The sequence below is a fragment of the Streptomyces sp. NPDC058373 genome (assembly GCF_042723275.1).
Lineage (GTDB): Bacteria > Actinomycetota > Actinomycetes > Streptomycetales > Streptomycetaceae > Streptomyces.
In genome coordinates, this window is record NZ_JBHXJE010000061.1 from 19,061 (window position 1) to 31,534 (window position 12,474).

Below are 12,474 nucleotides of genomic sequence, written 5' to 3' on the forward strand. Positions count from 1 at the left end.
TCCTTCGTCACCGAGGGCCATAAGGTATGGGGAACGACCATTGCTTGGGAAGGGGGTTCCGCCGGATGACTGACGCGAGCGCGCCGCCCGGCGGCGCGGAAGGACGGCACGCGCCGGGGGCGCACGAGGACCGCCTCGCCCCGGTACTCCGCCCGGTGCGGGCGGGCAACGGCTTCGAGGAGGCGTTGGAGCAGATCCTCCAGGTGATCCGGCTGGGCCTGGTCCCGGCGGGCGAACGGCTGCCCTCCGAGCGGGACCTCGCCGAGCGGCTCGGGGTGAGCCGGGTGACGCTGCGCGAGGTGCTGAGGGCCCTTCAGGACCAGGGTCTGGTGGAGCCCCGGCGCGGCAGGTACGGCGGTACGTTCGTCCGCGCGCCCGGCGCCGGGGAGGGCCCGGCGCGCACGCGGACCGACGCCGTCGCACTGGAGGACACGCTGCGCTTCCGGGAGGTGCTGGAGGTGGGCGCGGCCGAGCTGTGCGCGGCGCACGGCCTCGGCGCCGAGGGGGCGCGGCGGCTGCGGGAGGCGCTGGAGCGCACCGGTGACGCGCCGTCCGACGACTACCGGCGCCAGGACACCCTCCTCCACCTGACCCTCGCCGAACTCGCCGGCTCCCCCTCCCTGACCGCCCGGTACGCGGCGGTCCGCGCCGAGGTCAACGGCCTCCTCGACGGCATCCCGCTCCTCGTCCGCAACCTGGAGCACTCCCAGCGCCAGCACGCGGCACTGGTCGAGGCGGTCCTCGACGGCCAGGCGGACACGGCCCGGGAGATCATGCGGGAGCACTGCGCGGGGACGGCGGCCCTGCTGCGGGGGTTCTTGACCTGAGGCCGCCAGGGCGCCTCCGCGGGGGCGCCCCGTCGGATTAACCACCGCGTAACGCACGGGTCTTGCGCCCCACCCCCGGCTCCCGCAAAGGTATGGCCTCACTCCATTGCACCTCCACCGCGTCCGTGGGAGTCGTGACCATGACCGTGAACCCCGCCCGTCCCACCGCCGGGGACTCCCCCGGCACCCCGCCGGGGGCCGGTGGGTCCCCCGACGCCCCCGACGACTACCTGGAACGCCGGGCACTGCGCCGGGGCAGCGCGGGCTGGCTGCTGCTGACCGGCCTCGGCGTCGCCTACGTCGTCTCCGGGGACTTCTCCGGCTGGAACTTCGGGCTCGCCGAGGGCGGCTTCGGGGGTCTCGCCGTCGCCATGGTGCTGATGGGGATCATGTACGGCTGCATGGTCTTCTCGCTGGCCGAACTCTCCTCGGTCCTGCCGACGGCGGGCGGCGGCTACGGCTTCGCCCGCCGCGCGCTCGGCCCCTGGGGCGGCTTCCTCACCGGCACCGCCATCCTCATCGAGTACGTCCTCGCCCCGGCCGCCATCTCCATCTTCATCGGCGACTACGTCGAGTCGCTCGGCCTCTTCGGCCTCACCTCCGGCTGGCCGGTCTACCTGGCCTGCTTCGCGGTCTTCATCGGCATCCACCTCTGGGGCGTCGGCGAGGCGCTGCGGTTCAGCTTCGTCGTCACCGGCATCGCCGTGACCGCCCTGCTCATCTTCGCCGTCGGCGCCTTCACCCGGTTCGACGCCGCCAACCTCAACGACATCCCGGTCGACCCGAGCGCCTTCGGGTCCAACTCCTGGCTGCCGATGGGTCTGCTCGGCATCTGGGCGGCGTTCCCGTTCGGCATGTGGTTCTTCCTCGGTGTGGAGGGCGTCCCGCTCGCCGCCGAGGAGACCCGCGACCCGGCACGCACCCTGCCGAAGGCGATCCGCTGGTCGATGGCGATCCTGGTGGTGCTGGCGCTGCTCACCTTCTTCGCCTCGGCCGGGTCGCGCGGCGCCGCCGCCATCCAGGACGCGGGCAATCCCCTGGTGGAGGCGCTCCAGCCGGACGGCGAGCCGACCAGCCTGAGCCGGATCATCAACTACGCGGGCCTGGCCGGCCTCGTCGCCTCGTTCTTCTCACTGATCTACGCGGGGTCGCGCCAGCTCTTCGCCCTCTCCCGCGCCGGCTACCTGCCCCGCTTCCTCTCCCTGACCAGCCGCCGCAGGGCGCCGTATCTTGGCCTGCTGGTCCCGGGCGTCGTCGGTTTCGGGCTCGCCGCCGCCACCGGGGACGGGGCCCGGATGCTCAACGTCGCCGTCTTCGGCGCCACCATCAGCTACGCCCTGATGTCGCTCTCCCACATCGTGCTGCGCCGCCGCGAGCCGGAGCTGCACCGTCCGTACCGCACGCCCGGCGGCATCGCGACCTCCGCGGTGGCACTGACCCTGGCCTGCGCGGCGCTGGTGGCGACCTTCCTGGTCGACGTGGTCGCCGCCGTGATCGCGCTGGTGGTCTACGGAGTGGCGGTCGCCTACTTCGGGCTCTACAGCCGCCACCATCTGGTGGCGAAGGCTCCCGAGGAGGAGTTCGCCGCCCTGGCCGCCGCCGAGGCCGAACTGGACCGGGGCTGAGACCCCGGCCGCGGGCCGGCTCCGTCCGCCGGGCGCCCGGCCCCCGCGGCATCCCGTTCGACATCACCCGCACGTGAGGAGCACGGCTCGTGGACGTCCCACCGCTGATCGGCGTCAGCACCTATCTGGAGGACGAGGTCCGCTGGGGGGTGTGGACCCTGCCGGCGGCGCTGCTGCCCTCCGGCTACACCGGGTTGATCCAGGCGTCCGGCGGCCTCGCCACGATGCTGCCGCCCGACGCGCCGGAGCGGGCCGCCGCCGCGGTCTCCCGCCTGGACGGCCTGGTCGTCGCGGGCGGGCCGGACGTGGAGCCGGTCCGTTACGGGGCCGAGCGGGACCCGCGTACCGGTCCCCCGGCGCGGGCCCGGGACGCCTGGGAGCTGGCGCTGATCGACGCGGCGCTGGCACTCGGCACCCCGCTGCTGGGGGTCTGCCGCGGCATGCAGCTCCTCAACGTCGCCCTCGGCGGCACCCTCGTCCAGCACCTGGACGGGCACTCCGGCGGCACCGGAGTCTTCGGCTCCCACCTGGTCAAGCCGGTCCCCGGCAGCCGCTACGCGGAGGCCGTCCCCGAGGAGTCCGCGGTCCCCGCCTACCACCACCAGTGCGTCGCCGACCTCGGCCGGGGCCTGGCCGTCTCGGCCCAGGCCGACGACGGCACGGTGGAGGCGGTCGAACTGGCCGGGGAGCAGTGGGTACTGGGCGTGCAGTGGCACCCGGAGATGGGCGAGGACACCCGTGTCATGCGGGCACTGGTGGAGGCGGCGGCGGCCCGTGGCGGGCGGCGCTCCGGCTGACCGGGGACGCGCCCCGCGGCGGGCGTACCGAGCCCCTGAGGCTCAGCGCCGCCCGCCCCGCGTCAGCCCCAGCAGGTCCCGGGCCGGCCCGACCGGCGGGTGCCCGGCGGGCCAGACGGCGCGCAGGTCGCGGGTGAGCCGGACCCCTTCGACGGGGATCTTCGCCAGACGTCCGGCGGCCAGTTCGTCGCCGACGGCCAGTTCGCTGAGGACGGCGGGGCCCGCGCCGCTGGCCACGGCGGCCTTCAGGGCGGTGGTCGAGGAGAGTTCCAGCAGGGGTGCGGTGAGGCCGCCGACCGCCTCGGCGAGCACCTGGCGCGTCCCCGAGCCCTCCTCGCGGAGGATCAGCGGGCGTCCCGCGAGTTCCGCGGCGCCCAGTGGAGCGGTGCGCCGTGTCCAGGGGTGCCCGGGGGCGGTGACGACGACCAGCCGGTCCCGGGCGACGGTCACCGCGTCGAGCCCGGCCGGCACGGCGGGCCCCTCGACGAAGCCGAGGTCGGCCTCGCCGTCCAGCAGCAGGGCGGCGACGGCCTCGGAGTTCCCGGCGCGCAGGGAGACCGCGGTGGCCGGCCGCAGGGAGCGCAGGGCGATGAGCCAGCCCGGCAGCAGGTACTCGGCGATGGTCAGGCTGGCGGCGACCCGCAGCCGGGCGTCCCGCCGGTCGCGCAGCGCCTGCACCCCGGCGTCGAAGGCGGCCGACGCCTCGACCACGCGGCCCGCCCAGTCGGTGACGAGGGCCCCGGCCGGGGTGAGCCGCGAGCCGCGCGGGGAGCGGTCGACCAGGGCGAGGCCGAGGTCGCGCTCCATCGCCCGGACGCGTCCGCTGGCGGCGGGCTGGCTGATGCCCAACTCCTGGGCGGCCCGGCCGAGACTGCCGAGCCGGGCGACGGCGAGGAGCAGCTGGAGCGAGCCGAGGGCGGGCATCCGGTGAGCGAGGGCCGGGTCGGCGGGGGCGGGGTCGGCCGGATCTGCCGGGTCGGCGGCGGGCGGCTCGTCGGTGCTCATAGGACCAGGTTATGAGCTCATGGCCCGAGGGAGTCTGGTGGGCCCGACCTGCGGAAAGGCAGAGTAGGGGGATGGTTGCCCTCACCACGCGTCCCGTCGCCCCGCCCGTCGGCGGCCCCGCCCGCCTGCCCGCCCTGCGCCACCTGGGCCCCAACTGGTACGCGTCGGTGATGGGCACCGCCATCGTGGCGACCGCCGGTGCGGGCCTGCCCTGGCAGCCGCCGGGGCTGCGGACGGCGCTGGCCGTGGTGTGGGCGCTGTCGGCGCTCCTGCTGGTGGCGCTGCTCGTCGCGCGGGCGCTGCACTGGGCGCACCACCGGGGCCAGGCGCGGGCCCATCTGCTGGACGTGGCCATGGCCCCGTTCTACGGCTGCCTGGCGATGGCGCTGCTGGCGGTCGGCGGGGCGACGCTGGTGGTGGGCGCCGACTGGATCGGCCTCCGGGCGGCGGTCGCCGTCGACCTGGTGCTGTTCACGGCCGGGACGGTGACGGGCGTCCTGGCGGCGGTCGCCGTGCCGTACCTGATGGTGGTCCGCCACCGGCCGCCGATGAGCTCGGCCTCGCCGGTGTGGCTGCTGCCGGTGGTGGCCCCGATGGTCTCGGCGGCACTGGGTCCGCTGCTGGTACCGCACCTCCCGGCCGGGCAGCCCCGTCAGACGCTCCTCTACTGCTGTCACGGGCTGTTCGGGCTGAGCCTGCTCGGCGCGCTGGTGATGCTCCCGCTGGTGGTGGGGCGGCTGCTGACCGGCGGCCCGCCCGCCCTGGCCCTGACGCCCACGCTCTTCCTGGTGCTCGGCCCGCTCGGCCAGTCCACCACCGCCGTCAACCAGCTCGCCGACGCGGCGCCGGGTGTGGTGCCCGAGCCGTACGCGCGGGGCTTCGCCGCCCTCGCGGTGCTGTTCGGGGTGCCGGTGATGGGGTTCGCCGCGCTGTGGCTGGGGCTGGCCGGGGCGCTGGTGGTGCGGGCGCTGCGGCGGGGCATGGGCTTCTCGCTGACCTGGTGGGGGTTCACCTTCCCCGTGGGGACGTGCGTGACCGGCCTGGCGGGGCTCTCCCGCCACACCGGCCTGCGGGTCTTCGAACTGGCGGCGACCGGGCTCTACGTGCTGCTGGTGGCCGCCTGGCTGGTGGCGCTCACCGGGACGCTGCGCGGCCTGGCCGCGGGCCGACTGCCCGCGGCGCCCGCCTGAGCCTCACCGGCGCCGGGGGCGTACGCGGTCAGTCGCGGGGCTCGGTGTCGGTGCCGACGTGGTCGGCGACGGTGATGACGAGGATGCGGGTGTCGGGCCCGGTGGCGCGCCAGCGGTGGCGGACGCCGCCGGTGAGGTAGAGCGTGTCGCCCCGGCCTAGGCGGTGGGCGCGGCCCTCGGCCTCGACCTCGGCGGAGCCGTCCACGACGTAGAGCAGCTCGTCGTTGCGGTGGACCTGTTCGCGGCCCTCGTCGTGGTCGCCGGTGAATTCCAGCGCTTCGAGCTGGTGGTGGCCGGGGATGAGGGTGCGGACCTCCTTGCCGCCCCCGGGGCCCGCGCGGACCACCTCCACGGTGTGGGCGGGGTCGACGGAGTCCATCAGCTCGACGGCGGTGGTCTCCAGCGCGTCGGCGACGGCCTCCAGCGAACGGAGGCTGGGGCGGGCCCGCTGATTCTCCACCTGGCTGAGGAAAGGCACGGAGAGGCCGCTGCGCGCCGAGACGACGGCCAGCGTCAGCTCCAGGGCACGGCGGCGCCGTCGGACGGCTGGTCCGACCCGGAGGGTCACTTTCTCGTCCATCGCTGCGGCGCCCCCTCGTGTTCCTCGGCTCCTGTGGGTGTTCCGGCACCCTACGCAGGTCCGGCGGACGGTGCCCCCGCCGGACGGGCGTCCGGAAACGGCCCCTCCTGGTAACCCTGCCCGAAGGACCCGCCCCGTGGCGAGTGGAAAGCCATGCCCGGCGGGATCGGCGGGCGCACGGGGGCGCATACCGAAGGGGCGGACCCCACCTCCCGGTGGGGCCCGCCCCTTCGGCGTACCGGCTTCCGGCTCAGGTGACGAGCCGGTCACGCGGGGTCATCCGGCGCCGGGGCGCGCGGGGGCTCTCGCGTGCGGTGCGGCAAGGCTCACATGGGGGCGAGCTTGTCGACCATCTCCGGGTTCTCCTTGAGCCAGGCGTCGACGGCCTGCTCCTCCTTGCCCGTACCGAGCTTCTGGATCTCGTTCTCCAGCCCGGCGAGCTGCTCCTCGCTGAGCTCGAAGTCGCGGAACCAGTCGGAGGCCACCGGGTAGTTCTCGATGAACGACTTGTGCGCCACGGTCCGGAGCCGGTCGCCCTCACCGAAGAGCTTCTTCGGGTCGTCGAGCTTGTGCAGGTCGTACTCGTTGTACGCCCAGTGGGGCGTCCAGAGCATGACCGCGATCGGCTCCTTCTTGGCGTACGCGCGCTTCAGCTCGGCGAGCATGCCCGGGGTGGAGCTGTCGACGACCTCGTACTCGCCGCTCAGACCGTAGCCGGGGACGACCTTGTTCTTCAGGATGTCCATCGTCTCGGTACCGGCCTCGATACCGACGATGCGCCCGTCGAACTGCTCGCCCTTGCCCTTGAGGTCGGCGAGCGACTTGACGTCCTTGACGTAGTCGGGGACGGCCAGCTCCAGTGAGGTGGGGCCGTACCAGTCACCGAGGTCGACCAGCTCGTCCTCGTACTTGTCCCAGTACTTCTTCTGCGTGTTCGGCAGCCAGGCGTCGAACTGCACGTCGATCTGACCGCGCGACATCGCCGCGTACATCGGCCCGACCTCGAACTGGTGGAGGTTCATCTTGTAGCCGCGGTCCTCCAGGATGTGCTTCCACAGGTAGGTGGCGGCGATGTCCTCCTCCCACGGGAACCAGGCGACCTCCATGGGGCGCTCGGCCTCGGCGGCGATGTCCTTCTTCTTGTCGCCGTCGGCGGAGACGGGGGCCCAGGTCTCGAGGGCCTTGGGCTGGTCCTTCAGCCAGGCGCGGACGGCCTCCTGCTCCTTGCCCTTGTCCGCGCCCTGGATCTCCGCCTCCAGGCTGGTCAGCTGCTTCTCGGACATCTTGAAGTCCTTGAGCCACTTACCCACCTCGGGGAAGTCCGAGGAGAAACCCTTACGCGCCAGCGTGTGGATCTCGTCGCCCTCGCCCCAGGCACCCTTCGGGTCCTTCAGCTTCGTCAGATCGAACTCGTTGTAAGCCCAGTGCGGCGACCACAGAGTCGTCGCGATCGGCTCCTTCTTGGCATACGCACGCTTCAACTCGGCCAGCATCGCCGGCGTCGAACCGTCGACAACCTTGAACTCCTTGTCGAGCCCGTACTCCTTCAGCACGCTGCCCTTCAGAAGCTGCATCTCACCAGCGCCAGGCTCAATACCGACGATCCGGCCCTTGAACTTGTCCGCCTGGCCCTTCAGATCCTCCATCGACTCGATCCCCTTCACATACGAAGGAACCGCAATCTCCAGAGACGTCGGGCCATACCACGAACCCATGTCCTCCAACTTGTCGCCGTACTTCTTCCAGTACGACTCATGCGTAGTCGGCAGCCACGAATCCGTCTCGAAATCAATCTCCCCATTGGCCATACCCGTGTACAAGGCACCCGCCTCGTACTGCTGAGTATTGACCTTGAAACCCCGCTGCTCCAACATCTCCTTCCACAGGAACGTCGAAGCAATGCCCTCGTCCCACGGAATGTAACCGATGTTGATCTCGCGGCCCTGCCCCACGTTGCCGGTGTCGGCCTGGGCCTCGTTGTCGGAGGAGCCGAGGGCACCCATGCCGCCGGCGACCAGGGCGAGGACGACGACGCCGACCATGGCGACGGCGGTCTGCGGCCGGTAGCTCCAGATCTTCTTGCCGCCGGCGGTGGCGCGGGCCTTGGCGATGGCGCGGCGGCCGACCGGCGAGACCTGCTGGCCCAGTCCGCTGGTGAGGCGGTCCAGGTAGATCGCGAGGATCACGATGGAGACACCGGCTTCGAAGCCGAGGCCGATGTTGAGCTGGCTGATGCCCTCGTAGACCGAGCTGCCGAGACCGGCGGCGCCGACCATGCCCGCGATGACGACCATCGACAGGCCCAGCATGATGACCTGGTTGACACCGGCCATGATCGTGGAGAGCGCCAGCGGGAGCTGCACGCGCAGCAGGGTGTTGCGCGGCGTCGTGCCGAAGGCTTCGGCCGCCTCCACCAGCTCCTTGTCGACCTGCCGGATGCCCAGCTCGGTCATGCGGACGCCCGGGGGCATCGCGAAGATGATGGTGGCGACGATGCCGGGGGCGGCGCCGAGGCCGAAGAAGATGACGGCGGGCAGCAGGTAGACCATGCCCGGCATGGTCTGCATGAAGTCCAGGGCCGGACGCAGCACCGCGCTGACCGTGCGGGAGCGGGCCGCCCATATACCGAGCGGCACCGACAGCACGATCGCCACCAGGGTGGCGACCAGCACCAGCGACAGCGTGGCCATCGCGTCGTCCCACAGCTCCATCGAGATGATGAGGCCGAATCCGACGAAGCTCAGGGCGCCGGCCAGCAGGCCGCGCAGCCACCAGGCGATGACGGCGAAGATACCGGCGAGCAGCAGGGGCTCGGGCGCGGTGAGGACCGCGTTGATGCCGGTGTCCAGGCCCTTGACGACGGCGCTGATGGCGTCGAAGAGCCAGGAGAGGTTGTTCTGGAGCCAGTCGACACCGGAGTCGACCCACTCGCCGAAGGGCAGCCTAGGCATGTGCGCTCACCTTGCCCTCGTCCTCGTCGGCCGCGTCACGCGGCGCCGAGGGGGACATCGGCTCGCCGAGCACGGCGAGGAGCCGCTCGCGCGGGACGACGCCGACCAGCGCGCCGGAGGCGTCGGTGACGGCGACCGGCTCGGTGCTGGTGGCGCAGGGGGTGAAGAGTTCGATGATGGGCGTGTCCTCGCCGACCACCGCGGGGGCGGCGTCGAGGATCTCCCGCTCGGTGCGGGTGCCCGCGCCCAGGGACTTGCCCGTGGCGGCGGGGGCGGCCGTCACGGTGTCGGCGTCGGCCATGATCGCCCCGGCGGTCAGCACGCGGGAACGGTCGACGTCCTGGGTGAAGGAGGCGACGTAGTCGTTGGCCGGAGTGACGAGGATGTCCTCGGAGCTCCCGATCTGCACGATGCGGCCGTCGCGCATGACGGCGATGCGGTCGCCGAGGCGCATCGCCTCGTTGAGGTCGTGGGTGATGAAGACGATGGTCTTCTTCAGCCGCTTCTGCAGCTCCAGGAGCTGGTCCTGCATGTCGCGGCGGATCAGCGGATCGAGGGCGCTGAACGACTCGTCCATCAGGAGCAGATCGGCGTCGGTGGCCAGCGCGCGGGCCAGGCCCACGCGCTGCTGCATACCGCCGGACAGCTCGTCGGGCCAGGACTTCTCCCAGCCGGCGAGCCCGGCGAGCTCCAGCGCCTCCAGGGCGCGGCGCTCCCGCTCGGCGCGCGGCACACCCTGGACCTCCAGGCCGTACCCGGCGTTCTCCAGCACGCTGCGGTGCGGAAAGAGCGCGAAGTGCTGGAAGACCATGCTGATCTTCTGCGAGCGGACGGCCCGCAGGTCGGCGGGGGCCAGCTCGGTCAGGTCCTGGCCGTCGAAGCGGACGTGCCCGGCGGTCGGCTCCAGGAGCCCGTTCAGCATGCGCAGCAGCGTCGACTTTCCAGAGCCGGAAAGGCCCATGACGACGAAGATCTGGCCAGGCTCGACCGAGAAGGACGCGTCGATCACCGCGGCCGTGGTGCCTTCGGCACGGAGCTCGTTGCGGTCGACTCCCTTCTCGAGTCGTTGCACCGCTTCATCGGGTCGTCTTCCGAACACTTTGTACAAGTGCTCGGCTTGCAGCCTGGACACATACACCTCTCGATTTGTCACGACGACGGCCCGCCTCCCCCGCCGGCGGGCCGTGGAGCAGCGCGGTTCCGCCCGCGCCCCGGGAAGGTGGCGTGATGGCGCCGCGCCCGGGTCTGCTCCGCCTGCGCCCCTGCCCGGACTTAAAAAATTCAAACAAAGGAGTGAGCCAGTTCACTATCCGTGCACGGATCTCGCTCAACGGTGCACATTGACTACTCTACGTGACGATTCAGGGGTGGGAAGGCGTTTCTTTCAGCCACTCCCGTCGCGCACGGAGCCGCACGCCGCACCCCGCCCGTCCGCCACCGCCGAACCCGGCGTGCGCGATGATGCCCGGGTGACTCAGCCAACACCGCGCCTCATGCTCCTGGACACCGCCTCCCTGTACTTCCGGGCCTACTTCGGCGTCCCCGACACGGTCCGGGCGCCCGACGGCACCCCGGTCAACGCCGTGCGGGGCCTGCTCGACTTCATCGCCAGGCTGGTCCAGGACCACCGGCCGGACACCCTGGTCGCCTGCATGGACGCCGACTGGCGTCCGGCCTGGCGGGTCGAGCTGATCCCCACGTACAAGGCCCACCGCGTGGCGGAGGAGAGCGCCGAGGGGCCGGACGTGGAGGAGACGCCGGACACCCTCTCGCCGCAGGTGCCGGTGATCGAGGCGGTGCTCGACGCGCTCGGCATCGCCCGGGCCGAGGCCCCCGGTTTCGAGGCGGACGACGTCATCGGCACCCTGGCGACGGCGGCTGACGGCCCGGTCGACATCGTCACCGGCGACCGCGACCTGTACCAGCTGGTCGACGACGCGCGCGGCGTGCGCGTCCTGTACCCCCTCAAGGGCGTCGGCACCCTCCAGCTCACCGATGAGGAGCTGCTGCGCGAGAAGTACGGCGTCGACGGCGCGGGCTACGCCGAGCTGGCCCTGCTGCGCGGCGACCCCAGCGACGGCCTGCCCGGCGTCCCCGGCGTCGGCGAGAAGACGGCCGCCAAGCTGCTCGCCACCTACGGCGACGTGGCCGGGATCGTCGCCGCGGCCGAGGACCCCCGCTCCAAGGTGACGCCCGCCCAGCGGAAGAGGCTGTTGGAGGCGCGCCCCTACCTGGCCGTCGCACCCGAGGTGGTGCGCGTCGCCACCGACGTCGAGCTGTCCCCGTTCGACCCGGCCCTGCCCCGCACCCCGCGCGACCCCGAGACCCTGGCGGCGCTGGCGGAACGGTGGAACCTGGGGGGCTCGCTGGAGCGGCTGCTGGCGGTGCTGCGCTCCTGAGCTCCGGGGCGGACGTGGGCCGCCCTCGTCACGGGCCCCGGTCCGGGTGTTAACTTAGGCTCACCTAACCACACCCGATCAGGGAGGCCCCTCCATGGCGGACCGTCCGGCACGCAAGGCTCCGCAGACCCATCTCGCGCGGGTGGTGCGGACGGAACAGCTCACCCCCCACATGCGGCGGATCGTCCTCGGCGGCGAGGGCCTGGCCCACTTCTCGGCGGACGAGTTCACCGACCACTACGTGAAGGTGCTCTTCCCGCCGCAGGGCGTCACCTACCCGGAGCCCTTCGACATCGCGGCGATCCGCGCCGAGCTGCCGCGCGACCAGTGGCCGGTGACCCGTACGTACACGGTCCGGCGCTGGGACGCCGAGGCGCGCGAGATGACGGTGGACTTCGTCATCCACGGCGACGCCGGGCTCGCGGGCCCGTGGGCCTCGGCCGCCGTCCCCGGCGACGAGATCCGCCTGCTCGGCCCGGGCGGCGCCTACGCCCCCGGCGACCAGGCCGACTGGCACCTGCTGGCCGGGGACGAGAGCGCCCTGCCGGCCATCGCCGCCGCCCTGGAGTCGCTGCCGGCCGACGCCGAGGTCCGCGCCTTCGTCGAGGTCTCGGGGCCCGAGGAGGAGCAGGAGATCGACGGGCCGCAGGGCAAGAACGTGGTCTGGCTGCACCGCGGCGACCGGCCGGTCGGCTCGCTGCTCACCGAGGCCGTCCGCGAGCTGGAGTTCCCCGGCGGCGAGGTGCTGGCCTTCGTCCACGGCGAGGCCGGCTTCGTCAAGGAGCTCCGCCGCCACCTGCGGATGGAGCGCGGCATCGCCCGCGAGCAGCTCTCCATCTCCGGCTACTGGCGCCTGGGCCACAACGAGGACGGCTGGCAGGCCTCCAAGCGCGACTGGAACGCCCAGGTCGAGGCCGAGCAGGAGCAGGCGGTCCCGGCGGCCTGACCCCACCGCCGCCGAGCGGGGCGGCCCCCACATCCCCGGGGTACGGGCAACCAGAGCCGCCCGTACCCCGGGTCCTTCCTCGGCGCGTCTCCGGTCGGCCGAGACCCGCACGGACGGGCCCGAGCGCCCCGGGCCGGGGGCCCGCAAGAGCCCC

General features: G+C 72.7%; 10 protein-coding genes. 6 read left to right on the forward strand and 4 right to left on the reverse strand.

Translation table 11 applies throughout. The features are described from left to right. Positions 1 to 65: 65 nt before the first annotated feature. The 3 genes from ACFWMZ_RS25795 to ACFWMZ_RS25805 all read left to right on the forward strand — a co-directional run bounded on the left by ACFWMZ_RS25795 (position 66) and on the right by ACFWMZ_RS25805 (position 3,249). Entirely contained in the window at positions 66 to 827 is a 762-nt protein-coding gene (locus ACFWMZ_RS25795; RefSeq protein ID WP_383204438.1) for a FadR/GntR family transcriptional regulator, read from the forward strand. Between the two features lie 140 nt (positions 828 to 967). Then, a complete protein-coding gene (eat, locus tag ACFWMZ_RS25800; protein WP_383204440.1) occupies positions 968 to 2,452 on the forward strand; it encodes an ethanolamine permease in 1,485 nt (494 codons plus the stop codon). Between the two features lie 89 nt (positions 2,453 to 2,541). Beyond that, on the forward strand, positions 2,542 to 3,249 hold the full coding sequence (locus tag ACFWMZ_RS25805) for a gamma-glutamyl-gamma-aminobutyrate hydrolase family protein (protein ID WP_383204443.1): 708 nt from the start codon (positions 2,542 to 2,544) through the stop codon (positions 3,247 to 3,249). Positions 3,250 to 3,291: 42 nt separating this feature from the next. Here the strand turns inward: ACFWMZ_RS25805 and ACFWMZ_RS25810 are convergent, their stop codons facing one another. Continuing rightward, positions 3,292 to 4,254 carry a LysR family transcriptional regulator gene (locus ACFWMZ_RS25810; protein ID WP_383204446.1) on the reverse strand — a complete coding sequence of 321 codons (963 nt, stop codon included), beginning with the start codon at positions 4,252 to 4,254 and terminating at the stop codon, positions 3,292 to 3,294. 71 nt (positions 4,255 to 4,325) lie between these two features. Here ACFWMZ_RS25810 and ACFWMZ_RS25815 point away from each other — a divergent pair, with 71 nt between their 5' ends. Further along, positions 4,326 to 5,444: a TDT family transporter gene (locus ACFWMZ_RS25815; RefSeq protein WP_383204449.1), complete on the forward strand. Its 1,119-nt coding sequence runs from the start codon at positions 4,326 to 4,328 to the stop codon at positions 5,442 to 5,444. A gap of 28 nt (positions 5,445 to 5,472) precedes the next feature. Here the strand turns inward: ACFWMZ_RS25815 and ACFWMZ_RS25820 are convergent, their stop codons facing one another. The 3 genes from ACFWMZ_RS25820 to ACFWMZ_RS25830 all read right to left on the reverse strand — a co-directional run bounded on the left by ACFWMZ_RS25820 (position 5,473) and on the right by ACFWMZ_RS25830 (position 10,107). Next, positions 5,473 to 6,024, reverse strand: coding sequence for a helix-turn-helix domain-containing protein (locus tag ACFWMZ_RS25820; protein WP_383180439.1), 552 nt, complete (start codon positions 6,022 to 6,024; stop codon positions 5,473 to 5,475). A 326-nt stretch (positions 6,025 to 6,350) separates the two neighbouring features. Further along, positions 6,351 to 8,975, reverse strand: coding sequence for an ABC transporter permease/substrate binding protein (locus tag ACFWMZ_RS25825; protein ID WP_383204451.1), 2,625 nt, complete (start codon positions 8,973 to 8,975; stop codon positions 6,351 to 6,353). Next, a complete protein-coding gene (locus ACFWMZ_RS25830) occupies positions 8,968 to 10,107 on the reverse strand; it encodes a glycine betaine/L-proline ABC transporter ATP-binding protein (RefSeq protein WP_383180430.1) in 1,140 nt (379 codons plus the stop codon). The genes ACFWMZ_RS25825 and ACFWMZ_RS25830 overlap by 8 nt, the downstream gene beginning before the upstream one ends. Before the next feature lie 361 nt (positions 10,108 to 10,468). Between ACFWMZ_RS25830 and ACFWMZ_RS25835 the strand changes: the two genes are divergently transcribed. Continuing rightward, on the forward strand, positions 10,469 to 11,374 hold the full coding sequence (locus tag ACFWMZ_RS25835) for a 5'-3' exonuclease H3TH domain-containing protein (RefSeq protein WP_383204454.1): 906 nt from the start codon (positions 10,469 to 10,471) through the stop codon (positions 11,372 to 11,374). Positions 11,375 to 11,468: 94 nt separating this feature from the next. Next, on the forward strand, positions 11,469 to 12,320 hold the full coding sequence (locus ACFWMZ_RS25840) for a siderophore-interacting protein (protein ID WP_383180427.1): 852 nt from the start codon (positions 11,469 to 11,471) through the stop codon (positions 12,318 to 12,320). Positions 12,321 to 12,474: the final 154 nt, after the last annotated feature.